The following is a 21,579-nucleotide window of genomic DNA, read 5'->3' on the forward strand; positions in this document are numbered from 1 at the left end:
TCGCGGCGGGCTTGGCGGCAGCAGTCTTGGCAGTAGCCGGTTTCGCAGCGGGTTTGGCGGCAGCAGTCTTGGCAGTAGCTGGTTTCGCAGCGGGTTTGGCGGCAGCTGGCTTGGCAGCGGCAGGTTTCGCGGCGGGCTTGGCGGCAGCTGGCTTGGCAGTAGCCGGTTTCGCGGCGGGCTTGGCGGCAGCAGGCTTGGCAGCGGCAGGTTTCGCAGCGGGTTTGGCAGCAGCCGTTTTAGCAGCAGCTGGCTTGGCGGCAGCAGGCTTGGCAGCGGCAGGTTTGACGGCGGCAGTTTTAGCAGCGACAGGTTTCGCGGCTGGCTTGGCGGCAGGCTTGGCAGCGACCTTGGCCGGTGCGGCCGGTTTGGTTTCACGGGTCGAAAGCGCCTTGGTCACGGCTTCTTTCACACGACCAACGCCTTGCGCCAACTTCAGGCTTTCCTGTGCATCACGCTTGAGTTGCAGGATGTAGGCGCGGGTTTCCGATTGGCTGGTTTTCAGCTTGTCGAGCAGCTCTTCCAGCTCACCGATAGCGGCCTTGGCCTTGGCTTGCGCCTTGGCTTTGCCAGCAGTGGCGGCGTCCTGCAATTTGGTGCGCGACTTGTGCAGTTTTTCCTGAGCCTTGCCGCGTTGTTTTTCCAGTTTGGCGAGCAGTTTTTCAGCATCAGCCAAGGCTTGCGAGCAAGCGTTTTCCAAATGCTCGAGCAGGCTGCCCGACAGTTGTTGGAGCAAGTGCAACGGAGTATTTACAGGCTTCTTGGTGGCCGACATGGTTTACCTCCTGGCTGACGTGAGTGCGGCTCATACTAGACCTTCTGTGACTACCGCCGCTAGGGCATGTTGACAGTATTGGAGGGCCGACGTTGCATGCGGCAAAAAATGTTCTCGGGGATCATTCGCGCAGCCCCACAACCGGCGTGCGGCACTGGCATAATCCGTCGGGTCTCAGGTCGGAGAGTTGCCATGTCGCGTTACCTAATGCTGTCGCTGTGTCTTGTTCTGCCGCTGGCCCACGGCGCAACGGAGGGAAAAGCCGACGACGCCCATGACCTCGCCTACAGCCTCGGCGCCAGCCTGGGCGAACGCTTGCGCCAGGAGGTGCCGAACCTGCAACTCAAGGCGCTGGTGGAGGGTCTGCAACAGGCCTATCAGGGCAAGCCGCTGGCACTCGCGAACGAACGGATCGAACAGATCCTCGCCGCCCACGAAGCGCAGGCCGCCGACGATTCGACCAAGCCGCAAAGCGAAGTCGCACTCGAGGCCGAGAAGAAATTCCTCGCCGAAGAGAAAGCCAAGCCAGGTGTCCGCGAACTGGCCGACGGTATCCTGGTGACCGAGCTGACACCGGGCACCGGCGAAAAGGTTGCCGCCAACGGACGGGTCCAGGTGCGCTATGTCGGGCACCTGCCCAATGGCACGGTCTTCGACCAGAACGACCAGCCGCAGTGGTTTCGCCTGGACAGTGTGATCAATGGCTGGCGCAGCGCCCTGCCGCAGATGCAGGTCGGGGCCAAATGGCGCCTGGTATTGCCGTCGGCACAGGCTTATGGTGCGGACGGTGCCGGCGACCTGATCGCGCCCTACACCCCGCTGGTCTTCGATATCGAACTGCTCGGCGTCGCCAGTTGAACCTGGCCTGAAACGAAAAACGGTGCGCCATGCGCACCGTCTTCAGGGACTGCCCATTACCGCTCAAGCCTGGGCGACGGCCTCTTCCTTGTGGGCGTTGTGCAGCACTTCGATCAGGCAGTCCTCAAGCTCGAAGCGCTCATGCAACAGGCCACCGAGTTCCTTGAACTTCTCCGCCACGCACTTGCCGGCGTCGCACAGATCGTTGAAAGCCAGCAGCTTTTCGGTGATCACATCGATACGGGGGTAGAGGGTATCGGCCAGTTTCAGCCCGCGCTGGTCGCCAAAGGCCTTGGCCTCGCTGGTGAGCTGTTCATAGATTTCGAAGTGTCCGGCCGACACATAGTCCACCAGGACCCCACAGAACTCCTGCAACGGCTGGCGACTGTCCGCCAGGGCTCCAGGCTCGGCGCCGAGCGCATCATAGGCCCGCACGAGTTCATGGCGATGCTGCAACCAGCGATCGATCAGCAGATGGACTCCGCCCCAGCGTTCCTGGGCATTCTGACAACTTTCGAGCATGGTGATTTCTTCCCTTCAGGGTCATGCCGCCCGACACCTCGTACCCACCGAGGATCCTGACTTGGCCAAACAGGGCAACCTTGTTTGCGTTGGATGCGTGCGGGCCAGATTATGCCCGCACGACACCTGCTTCAAGGTACGCAGACGAGAAAGTTCATACAAGCGTTTAATCCGCGGGGGCGACTATCGGTCGCGCGAGGCACCGCGCCAACCACCGAGAACCGGGCCGATCATCTGGTAGATCGCCACCAGGCTCATGCCGACAAAGGCCAGCAGGCTCCACTCGGGAATGCTCAGGTCGAACAGCGTCCAATGGATCTGCGCGCACTCGGCGGTGGCCCGGAACATCAGTTGCAGCGCCTGCAACGGCGATACCTGCTCCATCAGGCAATGCAGGCCGGGCTGGCAGATCATCAACTCCTCCGGCGGTACCTGCTGCAGCAGGACCTGACGGGCCGCGGTCGCCGCGCCGGCCAGGGCGAACAGCAGGCCCAGCGCGCCATACACCCGACAGCCGACTCGCGCCGGCCCGTGCAATGCGCCCAACAGGCTGACCAGGCAGAAGCCGGCGAGGAACAGCCGCTGGACCAGGCACAACGAGCAAGGCTCCAGTCCCACCCCATACTCCAGGTACAACGAAGCCGCCATGACCGGCGCCGCTGCCAGGAAGGCCAGGGAGAACAGAGAACGTGAGCGGGCCAGGAACATGGCTATTCCGTAACAGGAGAGACAGGCAGTTACGGTAGAGGAAAGGCCGCGGCCCTTTCAAGGCAAGCCAGCGCAGATAATTCCTCAAGCCTGTAAGGAATTACCGATAGGCGTCCGATGAAACCATTACGTGGCAAGTAGGATTTCGGTATCAAGGCATTACAGGGAAATAGGCCGCGTGTCCGGGACGGAACGCCCACCACAGGCGCCCCGTCCCTTGCCGCCGTCAGGCGCTGACCGGAACCGGCAGCGGCCGCGCGAGCAGGCGCTCATCCAGCAGGCCGAGACCTTCCTGGAACAGCTGGTTGCTGCGCTCGGTATCGCCCAACTGGGCCAGCAACCGGGCGAGCTCGGCACAGGCCTCCGGATTGCGCTGCACCCGCAGGCTGGCTTCCAGGTAATCCCGCGCCTTGCCCCACAGGCTGTTCTGCAGGCACAGGCGGCCCAGGGTCAGCAGCAGGCTGGCATCGCCCGGATGCTCCTTGAGCCAGCCCTCGGCGGTCTGCAACTGGCGCACCGGGTCACGCCCGCGCAACAGGCCGTAGAGCCGGGCCAGATGGCTGTCGTACTGGCGCTTGAGCGCCGTACGCAAAGCCTCCTCGGCCTCGCCGTCCGCCCCCAGCTGACGCAGTTGCTCGGCATAGGCCAGCACCAGTTGCGGCTCCTGGCGCTGGGCCGCGGACAACTGCTGCCAGGCGCGCTCCAGGGATTTCAGCCCGGCTTCACCATCCTGCTCACGGCGCACCGCCAGGCTCAGATTTTCACCCCAGGCACGTCGCTCCAGTTCCGCCAGTTCGGCGGGCGGCAGGGCCTTGTCCTTGCGCAACTCCGGCAGCAGCCGGACCACCGCCGACCAGTCGCCACGCTGCTGGTGCAAACGCTGCAACTGCCGCAGCACCTGGACACTGTGGGGATGCAGATCGTGCATCGCCTGCAGGGTAGCCAAGGCCCCATCGGTATCGCCACGGTCGACCTGCAACTGCGCGTGACTCAGGGCAATCGCCAGTTCGGCCTGCGGCTGGCGTGTCAGGGCCCGCTCCAGCAGGCTGTCGCATTCCTCATACTTGCCCTGCTCGTTGGCCGCGCGCGCCGCGCCAAGGTAATAAAGCAACGGCTGGCGCTCAGCCTCGGCGGCGCGCTGCAGATGCTTCTGGGCACTGGCCCAGCGGCCTTCGGCGAGGTCCATCTGGCCGTGTTCGATGGCCAGCTGGACGCGTCGGCTGCGGTTGCGCCGGGACCAGGGATTGGCCGCCGAGCTGGATGCCGTGACCAGACCGACCAGCCACTTCAGCAGTCGATAGACCAGCCACAACACCAGCAGCACGGCGAGGAACGCCCACAGGCTGGATTCGTAACGGAAGCTGTCATAGGCGATCAGCACGTAGCCGGCATGCCGGTAAATCGCGTACCCCACCAGGCCGACAACGGCGATGACCAGCAGGGCAATGGCGATGAATCGCTTCATGGGCTGGTCTCCTGCGCCGGTTTCGCCTCGCCGCGTACCGGCGTCTCGGTTTCCACGTGCCGCCGCTCGAGGTAGGCCTGGACGGCGCCCAGGGTCGCGGCGAGATCAGGTGTCAGCACCGTCACCGGCTTGCGGCTCAGTTCGGCGAGCTGCTCGACCATGACCTTGCTCTGCGGATTGTCCGGGTTGAAGCTGCCGGTCAACACGTCACGGGCCTCGGTCAGGGCCTGGGTGTACACCTGCGCCTGGCCGTTCAGGGCCGCCCACTGCGCCTGCTCCAGGGCCAGGCTAAGGGCCAGGCGGACCTGGGTCAGGCTCTGCCCGGCCAGCAGCGGCCGGATGTTCTTGTTGGCGTTGAAGTCGATGCGGATGTAGCGCGAGATCTCGTCCCACCACTGGGCCCAGCGGCTGGCGCCATCGCCATCGGAAGTCAGGCCCAGCAACGAGTCGCCACGATCCTTGTATTCCGGCGCCAGTTCGTTGAGCTGGGCAACCTGGTCGCGCAGTGCGCCCAGTTGCAGGAACAACCCGGTGCGGTCCGGCTGCTCGGTGCTGCGCAGCGCCGCCAGGCTCTTGGCCAGTTGTTCACGGGCGGCGAACGAACCCGGGTCGTTCTGCTCACGCAGGATGTCGTCGGCCCCCTGTACCAGCGCCAGGGCACTGGTCACGTCCTGCAAGGCGGACAGGCGCAGTGTGGCCAGGCGCAGCAGATGCTCCGCCTCGGCCAGGCGCCAGTCCTTGCGGCTGGCCCCCAGCACGCTTTCCAGGCGCTGACTCAGTCGCTGCTGGTCGCCCTGCAACTGCGCCACCAGGCGGCGCCGGTCCTCCAGTTCGGAGGCGGCCGGCAACTGGTCCAGGCGCGCGGACAGTTGCTGTTCACTGAGTTTGAGCGACTGCGCCTGGTTGCCCAGGTCCTGCAGTTGCCCGCTCTGCTGCTGGTGATTGGCCTGCAGGTTGCGCACCTGCCAGATCCCCCAGCCACCGGCGGCCACCCCGGCGGCCCCCAGTAGCAGGGCAAGGATCGCCAGACCGTTGCCACGGCGCTCGACAGGCGCCGCCGGCGGTTTGGCCGGCGTCTCGGGCGCCGGTTGAGCTTGTTCTTTTGGCAAGGCTGTATCGCTCACGTGTCCATCCTTTGCATTCAGAAAGCGGGCACAGGGTACTCCTGCAACGCCGCCAGCAAGGCCGTGGCGCTGGCACCACGACAATCCACAACATGTTCCACCCCGGCGGCACGGGCCATCTGCGCCACCCGCGGGCTTGGAACGAACAACGGCAACCGGGCCACTTCAGGCCAATCCGCTCCCGCCACCTGTCGCAGGTGGTCAAAACCCTGTCCACTGCTGACCACCAGCCCGTTCAGGCGTTCCGCTTGAATCTGTCGGGTCAGGGTGCCGTCGGCATATTCGGGCAGGAGGCGGCGGTACAATTCCAGATAGTCGACACTAGCACCTTGGGCGCGTAAACGCTCGGCCAGCAGTTCACGTCCGCCCTCTCCACGCAGGATCAGCACCCTCGGTTCGGGCTGGGCCAACGCCTCCTGCAAGGCTGGCAACGCCAGCAGGGCTTCGCTGTCGTCCCCTTCGGCCGGGTAGTGCACGCGCAGGCCATAGTCGTCCAGCAGGCCCGCTGTCGCGGCGCCCACGGTAAACCAGTCCAGCATCGGCGGCTGCGGCCAGTAGCGGTCGACCAGGTCGAGGCCCAGGCGCGCAGCCGGCTTGCTGACGACGATCGCCGCCGCATAGAAAGGCAGTTCGAGAATCTTGCTCAGTTCGGCACCTTCGATGACCAGCGGCTGGATCGCCAGCAATGGCAGGGCACTGCTGAAAATTCCGGCTTCGGCCAGAGTCGCCGAGAGCGCGGCCGACTCGTCCGCCGGCCGGGTCAGCAGAAGGCGCCAGCCACTCATTGGCCGTCGGCCTCGCCGTAGACCGCCTTGAGAATGGCATCGGCGCCCTGCCCCAGCAGGTCCTCGGCAACCCGCACGCCCAGGGCCTCGGCGTCTGCCTGCGGGGCGCGGGCCTCGGCGGTCAGCAGCAGGCCGCCGGCCGGCTGGCCGACCAGGCCGCGCAGCCAGACCTGCCCGCCTTCCAGCACCGCGTAGCAGGCGATCGGCACCTGACAGCCGCCGTTGAGATGCTTGTTCAGCGCCCGCTCGGCCGTGACCCGCACGGAAGTGTCCGCGTGGTGCAGGGGGGCGAGCAACGCATGGATCTCGTGGTCGGCACTGCGGCATTCGATGCCCACGGCTCCCTGGCCACCCGCCGGCAGGCTGTCCTCGACGCTGATGGCCGAGCTGATCCGGTTTTCGAAGCCGAGGCGAATCAGCCCCGCCGCCGCCAGGATGATCGCGTCGTATTCACCCGCGTCGAGCTTGGCCAGGCGGGTATTGACGTTGCCCCGCAGGAAGCGGATCTGCAGGTCGGGCCGGCGGGTCAGCAACTGGGCCTGGCGGCGCAGGCTCGACGTGCCGACCACCGCCCCGGCCGGCAGGGCGTCCAGGCTGGCGTAGGTATTGGAGACGAAGGCGTCGCGGGGATCTTCACGCTCGCAGATGCAGAACAGGCCCAGCCCCTCGGGAAAATCCATCGGCACGTCTTTCATGGAGTGCACGGCGATGTCCGCTTCGTTCTCGAGCAGGGCGGTTTCCAGCTCCTTGACGAACAAGCCCTTGCCACCGATTTTCGACAGGGGCGAGTCGAGCAGCTTGTCGCCGCGGCTGACCATCGGCACCAGGGTCACCAGCAACCCCGGGTGAGCCTGTTCCAGGCGGGCCTTGACGTATTCGGCCTGCCACAGGGCGAGCGCGCTCTTACGGGTAGCGATGCGGATTTCGCGAGAAGACATGGAACGGTCCGTACTGAATAGATACGGCAGATAATAACAGTTCAGCCCGGCCAGCTTTGACTTGTATCAGGAAGTCCGCAGCCTCCCTGGCCTGGAACAGCGGACGGATGAACCCCGGGGCCTGTTGCAAGCCCCGGGTTAAAGCTGCTGCATCATCTTGCGCACACCGGCGACATGCCGCCGGCTGACGATCAGTGCATCACCGTTGAGGCCCTTGAGGAACAGCTGGAAGTGTCCCAGGGGCGTGCGCTGCAGGCGTTCGATACGGTCGCGGGCCACCAGTGCGTTGCGGTGGATGCGCACGAAGCGTTCGCCGAACTCGTCTTCCAGGGCCTTGAGCGGCTCGTCGAGCAGCACCTCGCCGCCTTCATGGCGCAGGGTCACGTACTTGTGGTCGGCGATGAAGTAGATCACCTGGCCGATGGGGATCAGCTCGATGCCCTTGCGGGTCCTCGCGCTGATATGGGTCCGCGGCCCGTTGCCGCTTTCCGCCGCCGGCCGGGTCAACGCGGCCAGTTGCACACGGTTGGGCCGCTCGGCCTTCTTCAGGGCTTCGAGCAGATGCTCGGGGCGTACCGGCTTGACCAGATAGCCCACCGCGCTGACCTGGAAGGCTTCCAGGGCGAACTCGTCATGGGCGGTGCAGAACACCACCGCTGGCGGTGTTTCGCGTTCGCATAGGCGCGCAGCCACCTGCAGGCCATCGAGGCCGGGCATGCGGATGTCGAGCAGGACGATATCCGGCTTGAGGCTGTCGATCAGGGCCAATGCCTCTTCGCCATTGGTGGCGCTGGGCTCCAATACACTGTAACCCTCGAGTTCGCCGACCAGACGGGTCAGGCGTTCGCGGGCCAGGGGTTCGTCATCAACGATCAGGACATTCATATTGCGCTGGATTCCTGAGTGAGTCTCGCACAAGGATAGCGTAGACAGGTGAAGTGACGGCCGTCACGGCGATCCACGCTAAGACTAGCGCGAGGCCCAAAAAGTGCCGCAAGTCGTGCACCAATGTTCACCAGTGCCAGGTGAGTACCGTTGGACGCCTGCTGCACGGCGGCGTCATAGGGATTGCTGATACACAATACGAACTCCCCCTCTCTATAGTCGGCTTCGACCCTGACCACCCCGCCTTCGACACGCGGAGCGATGCCGTAGATCAGAGCGTTTTCCAGTAAAGGCTGCAAGGTCAGTTGCGGGATCGGCAAATCCTCCGGAATTGTGCCGACCCTCCAGTCCAACTGTAGACGGTTGCCGAGACGATAGCGTTCGATCGACAAATATCGTTGCGCCAATTCCAGTTCTTCGCGCCAGGTCACCAGGTTTCCCGGCTTGGCGAGACTGGCCCGGAACAGATCGGACAGGTCCAGCACCGCCTGCTCGGCTTGGCGCGGGTCGCTCGCCACCAGGCTGGCAATGCTGTTCAGGCTGTTGAACAGGAAGTGCGGGCGGATCCGTGCCTGCAAGGCCTCCAGCCGGGCCTGCAACTCCGCCTGCTGCTGGCGCCGCCACTGACTCTGCAGGTAAAAGTAGCGCAGCATCAGCGCCGACATGATGAGACTGATCAGCGCATGGCGCAGATAACGGCCGGGGCTGCCGCTGTCGGCCTGGGTGGCGACGAGGGAAAAGTATTCGGTGAGCGCGGTGCAGGCCAGTGTCAGCCCGACCACCAGGAGACAGCACAATACCCCGGCCACGCCGGGGCGCAGGCGCGCCAGCCAGGCCCGGGCGGCGCACAGCACGGCCGCCGAGAGCAGCACGATCCACTGCACATACAGCGACGTCAGGGCCAGGCGCACCCAATCGAAGCCGGCGGGCATCGGTTCGCTGAGCACCAGCACCATCACCAGCAGCTCGGCCAATACCACCAGCACCAGCAGCGCCTCGGGCAGGCAGAGCTCCGGCAGGAAGAATTCCGGTGTCGCGGGCGCATCACGCCCGGTGTTCGTTCGTGAGGTTGGCATACCCCCAGTGTCGACGTCTGTGCTGTCGACGACAAGCCATGCGACCGATTCGGTCGAAATAAAAACCGCACGACCGGCGTCAGCCCCAGCCGGAGCAACCCTGCTATGATCGGCAACAATTTTTCCGGCAATCCATCTTCAGCAGATCACGAGCGAATCCATGAGCACCGACAAGACCAATCAGTCCTGGGGCGGCCGTTTCAGCGAACCGGTCGACGCCTTCGTCGCCCGCTTCACCGCCTCCGTCACGTTCGACCAGCGCCTCTACCGCCACGACATCATGGGTTCGATCGCCCACGCGACGATGCTGGCCAAGGTCGGCGTGCTGACCGATGCCGAGCGCGACAGCATCATCGACGGACTGACCACCATCCAGGGCGAAATCGAGGCCGGCCACTTCGACTGGCGCGTAGACCTGGAAGACGTGCACATGAACATCGAGGCGCGTCTGACCGACCGCATCGGCATCACCGGCAAGAAGCTGCACACCGGGCGCAGCCGCAACGACCAGGTCGCCACCGACATCCGCCTGTGGCTGCGTGACGAGATCGACCTGATCCTGGCGCAAATCACCCGCCTGCAGAAAGGCCTGCTGGAACAGGCCGAGCGCGAGGCAGGGAGCATCATGCCCGGCTTCACCCACCTGCAGACCGCCCAGCCGGTGACCTTCGGCCACCATCTGCTGGCCTGGTTCGAGATGCTCAGCCGCGACTACGAGCGCCTGGTCGACTGCCGCAAGCGCACCAACCGCATGCCCCTGGGCAGCGCCGCGCTGGCCGGCACCACCTACCCGATCGACCGCGAGTACACCGCGCAGCTGCTGGGCTTCGAGGCCGTGGGCGGCAACTCGCTGGACAACGTTTCCGACCGCGACTTCGCCATCGAATTCTGCTCGGCGGCCAGCATCGCGATGATGCACCTGTCGCGTTTCTCCGAGGAGCTGGTGCTGTGGACCAGCGCGCAGTTCCAATTCATCGACCTGCCGGACCGCTTCTGCACCGGCAGCTCGATCATGCCCCAGAAGAAGAACCCCGACGTGCCGGAACTGGTACGCGGCAAGACCGGCCGGGTGTTCGGCTCGCTGACCGGCCTGCTGACCCTGATGAAAGGCCAGCCGCTGGCCTACAACAAGGACAACCAGGAAGACAAGGAACCGCTGTTCGACGCCGCCGACACCCTGCGCGATTCGCTGCGCGCGTTCGCCGACATGATCCCGGCGATCAAGCCGCGCCACGCGGTGATGCGCGAAGCGGCGCTGCGCGGTTTCTCCACCGCCACCGACCTGGCGGACTACCTGGTGCGCCGTGGCCTGCCGTTCCGTGATTGCCACGAAATCGTTGGCCATGCGGTGAAATACGGCGTGGAGACCGGCAAGGACCTGGCGGAAATGAGCCTGGAGGAACTGCGCCAGTTCAGCGACCAGATCGAACAGGACGTGTTCGCCGTACTGACCCTGGAAGGTTCGGTCAATGCCCGCGACCATATCGGCGGCACCGCCCCGGCCCAGGTCAAGGCAGCGGTCGCCCGCGGCCAGGCCCTGCTCGCCAGCCGCTAGGAACGGATCGCCAGCCCGGTCGACTCCCACGAAACTTGTGGGACCTATTCGCGGGCAAGCCCGCTCCCACGGTTTGGACGGCCCCCAGGAAGCCGGACACCCGTCCAACCGTTGTGGGAGCCGGTGGGGCGGGACGCTTGCTGGCGATAGCTGGCGGCACACGAGTGCTGGCTGGCCGCACTCGGCGGACCGCCAGCAAGCCGGCCCCCACAGGCCGGAGAACTACTTCTTCGCCGCAATCATCGCCAGAAACGCCGGCATCGCCGCCTCTTTGTCCGCCGCGATCCGCCTGGCATGCTCGGTCTGCTGCAACCGCTCCAGCAACGCCTTCGCCTGCGGCATGTCGGCCAGCAGGTCGATACCGAACAGCTTGCCACCCACCGCACAGGCCAGGTCGACGCTGTAGAGGAAATACAGGTCCGCCACAGTGAACTCGCTGCCCGCCACATAGGGGGCGAACTTGCCATGGCGCTTGAGCGCGGCAAATCCGAGCAGCAATTCACCACGGGTCTTTTCCTTGATCGCTTCCGGCACCGGCATACCGAAGAACGCCTCGGTAAAGCAGGCCCGCGCCGGCAGCTCGATGTACAGCTCGATCTCCTTGGCCAGCGCCATGACCTGGGCCCGCTGGAACGGCTCGCGCGGCAGCAGCGGCTGGCCGCCCTGGGTGTCTTCCAGGTACTCGAGAATCACCGTGGTTTCGTTGATGTAGCCCTGTTCAACGCCAAGCACCGGTACTTTGCCGCGCGGGCTGATCATCAGGGCTTCCGGGCTTTGTCCGGGGTAGAAAGCGACCTCCTCGAAAGGCAGTCCTTTTTCGAGCAGGGCCAGCTTCACCATGTTGTAGTAATTGCTGACCGAAAATCCATAAAGCTTGAGCATCACAGAGCCTCCAGGCCGTGCGGGGTGGGCGCAGGCAGTTATAGTGCACTGGATAAAAATTGACCAGCAGCACCGTGGCGCCCAATACGGGTAAACTGGCGCCCTCACCCACAGGAGCCTGCCATGAGCGAGCCAAGCGATATCGACAACGACGACGAAGCGTTCGCCGAGACCACCCTGACCCAGGCCATCGAAAACCAGATCGAAAGCGGCAACCCGCCGGCCGCCAAGGCCACCTTCAACAAGCTGACCCTGGTCGGCTACGAGCGCGACGAGATCCTCAACCTGATGGCCCATGTACTGGCGGTGGAGATCGACGCCATGCTCGACGACGATCGCCCGTTCGACAGCGAGTGGTACGAAACAGCCCTGCGCGCCTTGCCAGAGCTGCCGCCCGAAAAGGAATGAACCTCAGGGGATTTCGGCGACGTCAGAGACCATTCGCGGGCAAGCCACGCTCCTACAGGTCCGTGCCGAGCACAAGATTTGTGTTCGGCTCCGTCCTGTAGGAGCGTGGCTTGCCCGCGAACAGGGCCGATAAAACAACACCCATCCCCGCTCCGTCTACACTGAAAACGCCCCGGCACTGGACAGCCCGGGCAAGTGGGATCACCTTAGTGGTGCGTCGCCCGATAATAATTCCTGAAAGTCTGGAGTCCTTATGTCGTATACCCCTGAGCTGGTTGCCGAACTGGAAATCCTTGCACTGTTCAACCTGGGAAGCTCCCAGGAGGGCCTGAAAATTCATCAGACCGCCGCCCCTTCAGCCATCGCTGCCGCCAAACGCCTGTTCGACAAGGAACTGATCACCCAGGTCGATGGTGGCTACCTGACCAGCCTGGGCCGCGATGCCGCCGAGCATGCCCAGGGCCTGCTGACCATCCTGAGCGTCAGAGAAGCTGCCTGATTGCGCAGATTGCCCACGCGGTCCCGCCTCTGCCCGGACTGCGCGGGCTCCCCGTGATCAGTGAGCCGACCATCTGACACCCATCGACAAATTCAGCTTAAAGCGGGGCCCGCTTAGCCTGTAAACTGCGTCTTTCAGATATTTCCTAATGCCGAGCGCCGCAAGCCGATGACGCGCACCCACGAAATACGCCCTAACCTGGACGAGGGCATTGACCGCCAGGTGCTCAGTCAACTGCGCTCGCGCTTCCTGAAACTCAATCAGGGGCGACTGGAGCGCGCCCTGGAAGGCCTGTCGCCGCGCCAGCAGGTGGTGCTGAACGTGCTGCCGCTGTTCTTCCACGTCAATCATCCGCTGCTGCCCGGCTACGTCTCGGGCAGCACGCCCGCCGGTCTGTCGAACTACGAACCGAACGATGCGGCCCTGGTCGAGGCCCAGCGCCTGACCCGCTCGTTCTCCTACAAGAGCCGCCCCGCCAGCCTGCCACGGCCGATCCACGGGCTGTTCCTGATGGGCAGCCTGGGCACCCTGGCCCAGGCCGACCAGAGCGACATGGACTTCTGGGTCTGCCATGCCAGCGACCTGAGCCAGGGCGAACTGGCCGAACTGCGCAAGAAATGCCAGTTGCTCGAAGCCTGGGCGGCCAGCCAGGGCGCCGAGGCGCACTTCTTCCTGATCGATCCGGCCCGTTTCGTCCGTGGCGAGCGCGACGCGCAACTGAGTTCGGAAGACTGCGGCACCACCCAGCATTACCTGCTGCTGGACGAGTTCTACCGCACCGCCATCTGGCTCGCCGGACGCACGCCGCTGTGGTGGCTGGTGCCGGTGTACGAGGAATCGCGCTACGACCAGTACACCCACACCCTGCTGTCCAAGCGTTTCATCCGCGCCGACGAGTGCCTGGACCTCGGTCACCTGGCGCACATTCCGCCGGGAGAGTTCATCGGTGCCGGGCTCTGGCAACTGTTCAAGGGCATCGAGTCGCCCTACAAGTCGGTGCTCAAGCTGCTGCTGACCGAGGTCTATGCCAGCGAGCACCCACAGGTCGAATGCCTGAGCCTGCGCTTCAAGCAGGCGGTGTTCGCCAACCGGCTGGACCTGGACGAGCTGGACCCCTATGTCGTGGTCTACCGGCGGATCGAGGAATACCTCAAGGCCCGCAACGAACCGGAGCGGCTGGAGCTGGTGCGGCGCAGCCTGTATCTCAAGGTCAACCGCAAGCTCACCGGCGGCAACACGCGCAACAGCAGCTGGCAGCGTCTGCTGCTGATCCGCCTGGCCGGCGAGTGGGGCTGGGACCGCCGGCAACTGACGCTGCTCGACAGCCGCAGTCAGTGGAAGGTCCGCCAGGTCAGCGCCGAACGCCGGGCGCTGGTCAACGAGCTGAACTACAGCTATCGCTTCCTGACCCAGTTCGCCCGCAGCGAGCAGGCGGTCAGCCTGATCAACAAGCGCGACCTCAACGTGCTCGGCCGCCGGCTCTACGCGGCCTTCGAGCGCAAGGCCGGCAAGATCGAATTCATCAACCCCGGAATCGCCCCGGACATGGCCGAGGACACCCTCACCCTGGTGCAGTCGCCCAACCGCAAGGAGCCGGGGCAGACCCACTGGGGCCTGTACAACGGCAGCCTGGGCGCCCAGGAATGGGAGCATTTCGCGCCGATCAAGCGCAGCCGCGAGCTGCTCGAACTGCTCACCTGGTGCCATCGCAACGGCGTGATCGACAGCAGCACCCGCCTGGCCCTGCACCCCGGCAGCAGCGACCTGACCGAGTTCGAGCTGTTCAACCTGCTCGGCAGCCTGCAGCAGTTGATCGCCCTGCCACTGAGCAGTGTCGACGAAGAACAGTTGCTGCGCCCCAGCATCCCCGGCGAGGTGCTGATCCTGGTCAACGTCGGGGTCGACCCGCTCAAGCACCACCGCGACCTGAATATCCTGATGACCACCGAGCGCACCGACTCCCTGAGTTATGCCGGAGTCCGGGAAAACCTGGTGCTGACCCTCGACCAGGTCACCCTCAACAGCTGGAACGAGGTGCTGATCAACCGCTACGACGGGCCGCATGCGCTGCTCGACTGCGTACGCGACTACCTCAACAACCTGCCCCTGGGCCGCGACATGCCGCAGCTGCAGGTGCGCTGTTTCTGCCACAACCGTGCGCAGTTCATCGCCCAGCGGGTCGAGGAAGTGCTCAACACCGCCCAGGAACTGCTGCTGGGCAATCTCAACCACCGTTATCTGGTGCAGGTCCAGCAGCATTACCACGTGCTGGAGCTGGTGCCCGGCCACGTCAAGCACATCGCCCTGGACAGCATCTCGCTGCTGCTCGACTACCTGAGCAGCGACCTGTCGGCCTACAGCCCGCTGCATCTGGACCTGCGCGCCATGGAAGAACACGACCTGGCCCTGGTGCTGCCGATGGGCCAGCCCGACTGCGTGCAGGTGTTCTACCGGATCAACGAAGACCAGGCCGAGCTGTATGTGCTGGATGAGTTCAATGCCCTGTGGCAGCAGCGCCTGCCGTTCCACGACGAACAGAGCCTGCTGGTGCCGCTGCAACGCTTCCTGCAGTCGATCCTCTACCGTCGCGAAGCCTTGATGCCGATGGACTCGGCGTCCAGCCGCACGCTGGAAGTCCTGTACTACCAGTTGCTGCCTTCAGCGCCGGGCCGGGCGCGCCGGGTCGAGGCCCGACCGGCACCGCGGACGCCGGTCAACAAGCCGTTCTACGACGTCCAGGCTATCGTCGGCAAGACCGGCCAGGACGAGGTGCAGGTCACCCTGTACTGCAATCAGCGGGAGTTTTCCGAGCTGGAATACGGCAACCAGCTGTACATCGCGGTGGCCCAGGAAATCGTTGACCAACGCCGCGAGATCGAGCGTTACCGCTGCTACATCACCGACCTGGACCTCAGCGGCCTGGTCGGCGAAGGAGCGGGTTCGACCAACCTGCACCTGCGCTACAAGGCCGAGCTGGAGAACTCGCTGAACATCGCGCTGGATCTGGTCTGAAGCCGGTTCAGAGGTGGTAGTCGCCAGCGGCTTCCGGCTGGTATTCGACGTCGAGCAAGGCCAGCTTCAGGGTCTTGCCGCCCGGGGCCGGCCAATTGATGTGCTGGCCGACCTGCAGGCCAAGCAAGGCACTGCCGACCGGCGCCAGGATCGAAATCCTGCCTTCGTCGGCATTCGCGTCCTGGGGGTAGACCAGGGTCAGCCGGTAGTCCTTGCCACTGCCTTCCTCGCGGCAATGCACCCGGGAGTTCATGGTCACGACACCGGCTGGCACTTCTTCGTGGCCCACGACGTTTTCAGCGCGGTCCAGTTCGGCCTGCAGCGCGATGACGCCCGGCAGCGAGTCGTCGAGGCTGTCGATCAGGCGCTCCAGACGCTGCACGTCGAGGCGGGTAAGAATGATGGAAGGTGCGGTGCTCATGATCCAGGCAGACTCCTTTTTTCTGCACGATAAAAGCAAAACCCCGCCACGAAAGGCGGGGTTCTCACTTCCCGCTTCAGTGCGGGGTATAGCCGGACACTACCACAGCAGCGTAAATACACAAGCCACCCCCAGCGTACCAGCCCTACCGGGCAGCTATCCCTGCAGGAGCGGGTTTGCCCACGAAGAGGACCTTGAGGCCGCCAAAAGCTTCGCGGGCAACCGAGCGTCGGCCAGCCGCTCCTACAGAGAGCGGCTCAGGCCTGAGCCTTGCGCGTCCTGGCCTGCGCGCAGATCACCCGCCGACGCTCATCGTCCGCCGAGCGCCATTCGCGGATGTCCTCGACATGCCGAAAACATCCGATACAAATTTTCTGCTCATCGAGCCGGCAAAGGCTCACGCAGGGCGAAGGCACCGCCGGGCTGACATTGCTGTACAACGGCTTGGCGGGTCGGACGGAAGCGGCGGGCTGCGTCACCATCAGATCTCGTCGAAGTCCAGCTTGACGCCGGCCTGCTCCCAAGTCGCCCGGGCGAGAATCTCGCTGAGCAGCTCCTCGCTCTTGTCGCAGACCCACTGGCTGTTCTCTTCGTCATAGTCGAAGTGATAGCCGCCCGAGCGCGCCGCTACCCACAGCTGGCGCAAGGGCTCCTGGCGGCTGAAGATCAGTTGGCTGCCGCCGTCGAACTTGACGGTCAACACTCCGGCGGAGTTTTCCAGGTCCAGATCCAGGTCACTCTCGTCGAACACATCCTCCAGATTCTGCTGGAGGCTATCGACCAGGTCGTGAAAGCGGGCTTCAGTCAAACTCATTGCACAAACCTCGAAAAATGCGTGTCACTCCAGGCGGGCGAAGATAAGCGCGTCGCCGGATGTTTGCAAAGCATAACCAGCCCGGGGCGACGAGACACCAAGAATCGGCCTGCCACCGTCCGGCTGGCGGCTCGCATAGGCAAGCCGCCGGGTGGCCGGTATACTCGGGCGCAATCAATGCTTTTACAAAGGATTTCGCCATGAAGCGCCTGATCTCTTCCCTTGCTGCGCTCCTCGCGATCGCTTGCCTGGTCTCCGCCTGTGGTCAAAAGGGTCCGTTGTACCTCCCCGATGACGGCCAGAACCCCAACGACCAGGCCAAGTCCTCGCAGAGCAAGGCGCACAAGCACGACACCTACGAGTAAGGGATCACCATGGACGCTTTCAACTACCGCGACGGTGAGCTGTTCGCGGAAGGTGCGGCTTTGTCCGCCATTGCCGAGCGCTTTGGCACGCCCACCTATGTCTACTCCCGCGCGCATATCGAGGCGCAGTACCACGCCTATGCCGACGCCCTCGAAGGCGTACCGCACCTGGTCTGCTTCGCGGTCAAGGCCAACTCCAACCTCGGCGTGCTGAACCTGCTGGCCCGCCTGGGCGCCGGTTTCGACATCGTGTCCCGTGGTGAGCTGGAGCGTGTACTGGCCGCAGGCGGCCGCGCCGACCGCATCGTTTTCTCCGGCGTCGGCAAGACCCGCGAGGACATGCGTCGCGCCCTGGAAGTCGGCGTCCACTGCTTCAACGTCGAATCCGCCGAAGAACTGGAGCGCCTGCAACAGGTGGCCGCCGAGATGGGCGTACGTGCGCCGGTCTCGCTGCGGGTCAACCCGGACGTGGATGCCGGTACCCACCCGTACATCTCCACCGGTCTCAAGGAAAACAAGTTCGGCATCGCCATTGCCGACGCCGAGGAGGCCTACGTTCGCGCCGCGCAGTCGCCGAACCTGGAAGTGCTCGGCGTCGATTGCCACATCGGTTCGCAACTGACCAGCCTGGACCCGTTCCTCGATGCCCTCGACCGCCTGCTGGCGCTGATCGACCGTCTTGGCGAGTGCGGCATCTACCTGCAGCACATCGACCTCGGTGGCGGCGTCGGCGTGCGTTATCGCGATGAGGAGCCACCGCAGGTGGCCGACTACATCAAGGCCGTGCGCGAGCGCACCGCCGGCCGCGACCTGGCGCTGATGTTCGAACCGGGCCGCTTCATCGTCGCCAATGCCGGCGTGTTGCTGACGCGGGTCGAATACCTCAAGCACACCGAACACAAGGATTTCGCCATCGTCGACGCGGCGATGAACGACCTGATCCGCCCGTCGCTGTACCAGGCCTGGATGAACGTCACCGCCGTGCGCCCACGGGATGCCCAGCCGCGCACCTACGACGTGGTCGGCCCGATCTGTGAAACCGGCGACTTCCTGGCCAAGGACCGTCAGCTGGCGCTGGAGGAAGGCGACCTGCTGGCCGTGCATTCGGCCGGTGCCTATGGTTTCGTCATGAGCTCCAACTACAACACCCGCGGCCGCGCCGCCGAAGTGCTGGTCGATGGCGAGCAGGTGATCGAGATCCGCCGCCGCGAAACCCTGGCCGAACTGTACGCTGGCGAAAGCCTGCTGCCGGAGTAACCCCATGCTGCTGCGTTTTACCAAGATGCACGGCCTGGGCAACGACTTCATGGTCCTCGACCTGGTCAGCCAGCACGCGCACATCCTGCCCAAGCACGCCAAACAGTGGGGCGACCGCCACACCGGCATCGGCTTCGACCAGTTGCTGATCGTCGAGGCGCCGAGCAACCCCGACGTGGACTTCCGCTACCGGATCTTCAACGCCGACGGCTCGGAAGTGGAACAGTGCGGCAACGGCGCGCGCTGCTTCGCCCGTTTCGTGCTGGACAAGCGCCTGACCGCCAAGCGCCGGATCCGCGTCGAGACCAAGAGCGGCATCATCGAACTGGACGTCCGCCAGGACGGCCAGATCAGCGTCGACATGGGCGCCCCGCGCCTGGTGCCGGCGGACATCCCGTTCCAGGCACCGGCCCAGGCCCTGAGCTACCCGCTCGAGGTCGATGGCCGCACCGTCGAGCTGGCCGCCGTGTCCATGGGCAACCCCCATGCGGTGCTGCGCGTCGACGACATCAATGCGGCGCCCGTCCACGAGCTGGGTCCGAAGATCGAACACCATCCGCGCTTCCCGGCACGGGTCAACGTCGGCTTCCTCCAGGTGATCGACCGCCATCGCGCGCAACTGCGCGTCTGGGAGCGCGGCGCCGGGGAAACCCAGGCCTGCGGTACCGGCGCCTGTGCCGCCGCGGTGGCCGCCATCAGCCAGGGCTGGATGGATTCGCCGGTGACCATCGACCTGCCCGGCGGACGCCTGTCCATCGAGTGGGCGGGCGTCGGCCAGCCGGTGATGATGACCGGACCGGCCGTGCGGGTGTATGAAGGACAAGTGCGTCTATAAGCGAGCGAACGTCATGACCGACCAGCCCAAGGTTCCAGCCGAACAGCCCCACGAACTGCCAGAACAGAGCCTTGAGGCGGCCGCCGTCGCCGCCTACCTGGAGGCTCACCCGGACTTCTTCGTCACCCACGAGGAACTGCTGCCGGCGCTGCGCATCCCGCATCAGCGTGGCGACACGGTGTCGCTGGTCGAGCGGCAGATGAAGATCCTGCGCGAACGCAACATCGAGATGCGCCACCGGCTGTCGCAACTGATGGACGTCGCCCGTGACAACGACCGGCTGTTCGACAAGACCCGCCGGCTGATCCTCGCCCTGATGGACGCCGGCAGCCTCGACGACCTGGTGATGGCCGTCGAGGACAGCCTGCGCCAGGACTTCCAGGTGCCCTTCGTCAGCCTGATCCTGTTCAGTGACAACGCCATGCCGGTGGGCCGCTGGGTCAGCGGCGCCGAAGCCCAGCAGGCGATCGGCGGGCTGCTCTCGGAAGGCAAGAGCGTCAGCGGCAGCCTGCGCGAACATGAGCTGGACTTCCTGTTCGGCGAGGAACAGCGCAAGCAGATCGGCTCCACCGCCGTGGTCGCCATCAGTCACCTGGGTCTGCATGGCGTGCTCGCCATCGCCAGCCGCGACCCGCAGCACTACAAGAGTTCGGTCGGCACCCTGTTCCTCAGCTATATCGCCGAAGTCCTGGGCCGCGTCGTCCCGCGCTTCACCCACTCCCTGCGCTCGGTACGCTAGCCATGGAACGACAGCTGGACGCCTACTGCGAGCACCTGCGCAGTGAGCGTCAGGTGTCGCCCCACACCCTCGAGGCCTATCGCCGCGACCTGAACAAGGTCCTGGCCTTCTGCGAGAAGGAACAGCTCGGCAGCTGGTCCGCCCTGGATATCCAGCGACTGCGCCGGCTGGTCGCCCGCCTGCATCAGCAGGGGCAGTCCTCGCGCAGCCTGGCGCGGCTGCTGTCGGCGGTACGCGGTCTGTACCAGTACCTCAATCGCGAAGGCCTCTGCGATCACGACCCGGCCACCGGCCTGGCACCACCCAAGAGCGAACGCCGGCTGCCCAAGACCCTCGACACCGATCGCGCCCAGCAGTTGCTCGATGGCGCCGTGGAAGACGACTTCCTCGCCCATCGCGACCAGGCCATCCTCGAACTGTTCTACTCCTCGGGTCTGCGCCTGTCGGAACTGACCGGGCTCAATCTCGACCAGCTGGACCTCGCCGATGGCCTGGTGCAGGTCCACGGCAAGGGCAGCAAGACCCGCGTGCTGCCGGTCGGCCGCAAGGCTCGCGAAGCCCTGCAGGCGTGGCTGCCGCTGCGCGCCCTGAGCAATCCGGCGGACGATGCGGTGTTCGTCAGCCAGCAGGGCCGGCGCCTCGGCCCACGGGCCATCCAGTTGCGGGTCAAGGCCGCGGGCGAACGCGAACTGGGGCAGAACCTGCACCCGCACATGCTGCGCCATTCCTTTGCCAGCCACCTGCTGGAATCGTCCCAGGACCTGCGCGGCGTGCAGGAACTGCTTGGCCACTCGGACATCAAGACCACGCAGATCTACACCCACCTGGACTTCCAGCACCTGGCCACCGTCTATGACAGCGCCCACCCCCGGGCCAAACGCAGCAAGGATTCCTCGCAATGACGATTGAGCTGGTCACCTTCGACCTCGACGACACCCTGTGGGATACCGCCCCGGTGATCCACAGTGCGGAAAACGTGCTGCGCGAGTGGCTGGCCAGCCATGCGCCGGACCTCGGCGGCATCCCGATCGAGCACCTGTGGGCCATCCGCGAACGCGTGCTGCTCCGGGAGCCGACACTCAAGCACCGGATCAGCGCCCTGCGCCGCCGAGTGTTGTTCCATGCCCTGGAGGAAGCCGGTTACCCCCAGGCGCAGGCGACGGTGCTGGCCGACGAGGCGTTCGAGGTGTTCATCCACGCGCGGCACCAGATCGACGTGTTCCCCGAGGTCGAGCCGACCCTGCAAGCCCTGGGCAGCAGCTTCGCCCTCGGCGTGGTCACCAATGGCAACGCCGACGTGCGTCGCCTGGGCCTGGCCGACTACTTCCGCTTTGCCCTGTGCGCCGAGGACATAGGTATCGCCAAGCCGGATGCACGGCTGTTCCACGAGGCCCTGGCGCGCGGCGGCAACATTGCCGCCAGCGCCGCGGTGCATATCGGTGACCATCCCGGCGACGACATCGCCGGGGCCCAGCAGGCGGGCCTGCGGGCGGTCTGGTACAACCCCGCGGGCAAGGCCTGGGAAGCCGAGCGCCGCCCGGATGCCGAGATTCGCAGCCTCACCGAACTGCCCGCCCTGCTGACCGCTTGGAACACCACGACCCGATAGGCCCACGCAGAGGCGCCAGGCCCGAATCCCAGGCATGAAAAAGCCCGCAG

The 21,579-nt window shown here is 65.1% G+C and carries 24 protein-coding genes; 11 read left to right on the plus strand and 13 right to left on the minus strand.

Going from position 1 to position 21,579, the window contains the following annotated elements; genetic code table 11:
- Positions 1 to 772, minus strand: a 772-nt coding sequence (locus tag PF66_RS19925) for an AlgP family protein (RefSeq protein WP_054061390.1), incomplete at its 3' end; no start/stop codon positions are given.
- A 192-nt stretch (positions 773 to 964) separates the two neighbouring features.
- Between PF66_RS19925 and PF66_RS19930 the strand changes: the two genes are divergently transcribed.
- On the plus strand, positions 965 to 1,630 hold the full coding sequence (locus tag PF66_RS19930; RefSeq protein ID WP_054063613.1) for an FKBP-type peptidyl-prolyl cis-trans isomerase: 666 nt from the start codon (positions 965 to 967) through the stop codon (positions 1,628 to 1,630).
- 63 nt (positions 1,631 to 1,693) lie between these two features.
- On the opposite strand, the gene PF66_RS19935 is transcribed toward PF66_RS19930, so the two are convergent.
- From PF66_RS19935 to PF66_RS19970, 8 genes are all read right to left on the minus strand, one after another.
- The gene (locus PF66_RS19935; protein ID WP_054061392.1) at positions 1,694 to 2,152 is read right to left on the minus strand and encodes an Rsd/AlgQ family anti-sigma factor; all 459 of its coding nucleotides are present in this window, start codon (positions 2,150 to 2,152) and stop codon (positions 1,694 to 1,696) included.
- A 183-nt stretch (positions 2,153 to 2,335) separates the two neighbouring features.
- A complete protein-coding gene (locus PF66_RS19940) occupies positions 2,336 to 2,860 on the minus strand; it encodes a disulfide bond formation protein B (protein ID WP_054061393.1) in 525 nt (174 codons plus the stop codon).
- A gap of 226 nt (positions 2,861 to 3,086) precedes the next feature.
- Positions 3,087 to 4,325, minus strand: coding sequence for a heme biosynthesis protein HemY (locus PF66_RS19945; protein ID WP_054063614.1), 1,239 nt, complete (start codon positions 4,323 to 4,325; stop codon positions 3,087 to 3,089).
- Positions 4,322 to 5,449: a uroporphyrinogen-III C-methyltransferase gene (locus tag PF66_RS19950; RefSeq protein ID WP_054061395.1), complete on the minus strand. Its 1,128-nt coding sequence runs from the start codon at positions 5,447 to 5,449 to the stop codon at positions 4,322 to 4,324. Before PF66_RS19950 ends, PF66_RS19945 begins: the two co-directional genes overlap by 4 nt.
- A 17-nt stretch (positions 5,450 to 5,466) precedes the next feature.
- Entirely contained in the window at positions 5,467 to 6,234 is a 768-nt protein-coding gene (locus PF66_RS19955; protein WP_054063615.1) for a uroporphyrinogen-III synthase, read from the minus strand.
- The gene (gene hemC, locus PF66_RS19960; RefSeq protein ID WP_054063616.1) at positions 6,231 to 7,172 is read right to left on the minus strand and encodes a hydroxymethylbilane synthase; all 942 of its coding nucleotides are present in this window, start codon (positions 7,170 to 7,172) and stop codon (positions 6,231 to 6,233) included. Before hemC ends, PF66_RS19955 begins: the two co-directional genes overlap by 4 nt.
- 138 nt (positions 7,173 to 7,310) lie before the next feature.
- Positions 7,311 to 8,057, minus strand: a complete 747-nt coding sequence (locus PF66_RS19965; RefSeq protein WP_054059354.1) for a LytR/AlgR family response regulator transcription factor — start codon at positions 8,055 to 8,057, stop codon at positions 7,311 to 7,313.
- A complete protein-coding gene (locus PF66_RS19970) occupies positions 8,054 to 9,133 on the minus strand; it encodes a sensor histidine kinase (RefSeq protein ID WP_054059355.1) in 1,080 nt (359 codons plus the stop codon). Before PF66_RS19970 ends, PF66_RS19965 begins: the two co-directional genes overlap by 4 nt.
- 160 nt (positions 9,134 to 9,293) lie before the next feature.
- On the opposite strand from PF66_RS19970, the gene argH reads away from it, so the two are divergent.
- A complete protein-coding gene (argH, locus tag PF66_RS19975; RefSeq protein WP_054059356.1) occupies positions 9,294 to 10,688 on the plus strand; it encodes an argininosuccinate lyase in 1,395 nt (464 codons plus the stop codon).
- 222 nt (positions 10,689 to 10,910) lie between these two features.
- Here argH and PF66_RS19980 read toward each other — a convergent pair whose 3' ends face one another.
- Positions 10,911 to 11,570: a glutathione S-transferase gene (locus PF66_RS19980; RefSeq protein WP_054059357.1), complete on the minus strand. Its 660-nt coding sequence runs from the start codon at positions 11,568 to 11,570 to the stop codon at positions 10,911 to 10,913.
- A gap of 123 nt (positions 11,571 to 11,693) precedes the next feature.
- Here PF66_RS19980 and PF66_RS19985 point away from each other — a divergent pair, with 123 nt between their 5' ends.
- The 3 genes from PF66_RS19985 to PF66_RS19995 all read left to right on the plus strand — a co-directional run bounded on the left by PF66_RS19985 (position 11,694) and on the right by PF66_RS19995 (position 15,489).
- Entirely contained in the window at positions 11,694 to 11,978 is a 285-nt protein-coding gene (locus PF66_RS19985; protein WP_054059358.1) for a hypothetical protein, read from the plus strand.
- Positions 11,979 to 12,231: 253 nt separating this feature from the next.
- Entirely contained in the window at positions 12,232 to 12,477 is a 246-nt protein-coding gene (locus PF66_RS19990; protein WP_017901999.1) for a TIGR02647 family protein, read from the plus strand.
- A gap of 168 nt (positions 12,478 to 12,645) precedes the next feature.
- Positions 12,646 to 15,489: a class I adenylate cyclase gene (locus tag PF66_RS19995; protein WP_054063617.1), complete on the plus strand. Its 2,844-nt coding sequence runs from the start codon at positions 12,646 to 12,648 to the stop codon at positions 15,487 to 15,489.
- A 7-nt stretch (positions 15,490 to 15,496) separates the two neighbouring features.
- On the opposite strand, the gene rnk is transcribed toward PF66_RS19995, so the two are convergent.
- The 3 genes from rnk to cyaY all read right to left on the minus strand — a co-directional run bounded on the left by rnk (position 15,497) and on the right by cyaY (position 16,724).
- Positions 15,497 to 15,910, minus strand: a complete 414-nt coding sequence (gene rnk, locus PF66_RS20000) for a nucleoside diphosphate kinase regulator (protein ID WP_054059360.1) — start codon at positions 15,908 to 15,910, stop codon at positions 15,497 to 15,499.
- A 257-nt stretch (positions 15,911 to 16,167) separates the two neighbouring features.
- Positions 16,168 to 16,389, minus strand: coding sequence for a DUF1289 domain-containing protein (locus tag PF66_RS20005; RefSeq protein ID WP_425357908.1), 222 nt, complete (start codon positions 16,387 to 16,389; stop codon positions 16,168 to 16,170).
- Between the two features lie 2 nt (positions 16,390 to 16,391).
- Positions 16,392 to 16,724 (minus strand): iron donor protein CyaY, encoded by a 333-nt coding sequence (gene cyaY, locus PF66_RS20010; RefSeq protein ID WP_054059361.1) that lies wholly within the window; start codon positions 16,722 to 16,724, stop codon positions 16,392 to 16,394.
- Positions 16,725 to 16,924: 200 nt separating this feature from the next.
- Here cyaY and lptM point away from each other — a divergent pair, with 200 nt between their 5' ends.
- From lptM to PF66_RS20035, 6 genes are read left to right on the plus strand one after another with little or no spacing between them, the layout of a single operon-like run.
- Positions 16,925 to 17,089, plus strand: coding sequence for an LPS translocon maturation chaperone LptM (gene lptM / locus PF66_RS32165; protein ID WP_081006013.1), 165 nt, complete (start codon positions 16,925 to 16,927; stop codon positions 17,087 to 17,089).
- Positions 17,090 to 17,098: 9 nt separating this feature from the next.
- Positions 17,099 to 18,346 carry a diaminopimelate decarboxylase gene (lysA, locus tag PF66_RS20015; RefSeq protein ID WP_054059362.1) on the plus strand — a complete coding sequence of 416 codons (1,248 nt, stop codon included), beginning with the start codon at positions 17,099 to 17,101 and terminating at the stop codon, positions 18,344 to 18,346.
- 4 nt (positions 18,347 to 18,350) lie between these two features.
- Positions 18,351 to 19,181 carry a diaminopimelate epimerase gene (dapF, locus tag PF66_RS20020; RefSeq protein ID WP_054059363.1) on the plus strand — a complete coding sequence of 277 codons (831 nt, stop codon included), beginning with the start codon at positions 18,351 to 18,353 and terminating at the stop codon, positions 19,179 to 19,181.
- Positions 19,182 to 19,194: 13 nt separating this feature from the next.
- Positions 19,195 to 19,920, plus strand: a complete 726-nt coding sequence (locus PF66_RS20025) for a DUF484 family protein (protein ID WP_054059364.1) — start codon at positions 19,195 to 19,197, stop codon at positions 19,918 to 19,920.
- Between the two features lie 2 nt (positions 19,921 to 19,922).
- Positions 19,923 to 20,822 carry a tyrosine recombinase XerC gene (gene xerC / locus PF66_RS20030; protein WP_054059365.1) on the plus strand — a complete coding sequence of 300 codons (900 nt, stop codon included), beginning with the start codon at positions 19,923 to 19,925 and terminating at the stop codon, positions 20,820 to 20,822.
- Complete coding sequence (locus tag PF66_RS20035) at positions 20,819 to 21,529, plus strand: HAD family hydrolase (protein ID WP_054059366.1); 711 nt, start codon at positions 20,819 to 20,821, stop codon at positions 21,527 to 21,529. Before xerC ends, PF66_RS20035 begins: the two co-directional genes overlap by 4 nt.
- Positions 21,530 to 21,579: the final 50 nt, after the last annotated feature.

Source organism: Pseudomonas asplenii, from assembly GCF_001293465.1.
GTDB classification, from domain to species: domain Bacteria; phylum Pseudomonadota; class Gammaproteobacteria; order Pseudomonadales; family Pseudomonadaceae; genus Aquipseudomonas; species Aquipseudomonas fuscovaginae_B.

Coding starts and splice junctions, on each gene's coding strand:
- PF66_RS19985 (WP_054059358.1), top strand. CDS start 11,694: ATGAGCGAGCCAAGCGATATCGACAACGACGACGAAGCGTTCGCCGAG.
- hemC (WP_054063616.1), bottom strand. CDS start 7,172: ATGTCTTCTCGCGAAATCCGCATCGCTACCCGTAAGAGCGCGCTCGCC.
- rnk (WP_054059360.1), bottom strand. CDS start 15,910: ATGAGCACCGCACCTTCCATCATTCTTACCCGCCTCGACGTGCAGCGT.
- dapF (WP_054059363.1), top strand. CDS start 18,351: ATGCTGCTGCGTTTTACCAAGATGCACGGCCTGGGCAACGACTTCATG.
- PF66_RS19940 (WP_054061393.1), bottom strand. CDS start 2,860: ATGTTCCTGGCCCGCTCACGTTCTCTGTTCTCCCTGGCCTTCCTGGCA.
- PF66_RS19970 (WP_054059355.1), bottom strand. CDS start 9,133: ATGCCAACCTCACGAACGAACACCGGGCGTGATGCGCCCGCGACACCG.
- xerC (WP_054059365.1), top strand. CDS start 19,923: ATGGAACGACAGCTGGACGCCTACTGCGAGCACCTGCGCAGTGAGCGT.
- lysA (WP_054059362.1), top strand. CDS start 17,099: ATGGACGCTTTCAACTACCGCGACGGTGAGCTGTTCGCGGAAGGTGCG.
- cyaY (WP_054059361.1), bottom strand. CDS start 16,724: ATGAGTTTGACTGAAGCCCGCTTTCACGACCTGGTCGATAGCCTCCAG.
- PF66_RS19990 (WP_017901999.1), top strand. CDS start 12,232: ATGTCGTATACCCCTGAGCTGGTTGCCGAACTGGAAATCCTTGCACTG.
- PF66_RS19935 (WP_054061392.1), bottom strand. CDS start 2,152: ATGCTCGAAAGTTGTCAGAATGCCCAGGAACGCTGGGGCGGAGTCCAT.
- PF66_RS20025 (WP_054059364.1), top strand. CDS start 19,195: ATGACCGACCAGCCCAAGGTTCCAGCCGAACAGCCCCACGAACTGCCA.
- PF66_RS19980 (WP_054059357.1), bottom strand. CDS start 11,570: ATGCTCAAGCTTTATGGATTTTCGGTCAGCAATTACTACAACATGGTG.
- PF66_RS19930 (WP_054063613.1), top strand. CDS start 965: ATGTCGCGTTACCTAATGCTGTCGCTGTGTCTTGTTCTGCCGCTGGCC.
- PF66_RS19995 (WP_054063617.1), top strand. CDS start 12,646: ATGACGCGCACCCACGAAATACGCCCTAACCTGGACGAGGGCATTGAC.
- PF66_RS19965 (WP_054059354.1), bottom strand. CDS start 8,057: ATGAATGTCCTGATCGTTGATGACGAACCCCTGGCCCGCGAACGCCTG.
- PF66_RS19945 (WP_054063614.1), bottom strand. CDS start 4,325: ATGAAGCGATTCATCGCCATTGCCCTGCTGGTCATCGCCGTTGTCGGC.
- PF66_RS20035 (WP_054059366.1), top strand. CDS start 20,819: ATGACGATTGAGCTGGTCACCTTCGACCTCGACGACACCCTGTGGGAT.
- PF66_RS19955 (WP_054063615.1), bottom strand. CDS start 6,234: ATGAGTGGCTGGCGCCTTCTGCTGACCCGGCCGGCGGACGAGTCGGCC.
- lptM (WP_081006013.1), top strand. CDS start 16,925: ATGAAGCGCCTGATCTCTTCCCTTGCTGCGCTCCTCGCGATCGCTTGC.
- argH (WP_054059356.1), top strand. CDS start 9,294: ATGAGCACCGACAAGACCAATCAGTCCTGGGGCGGCCGTTTCAGCGAA.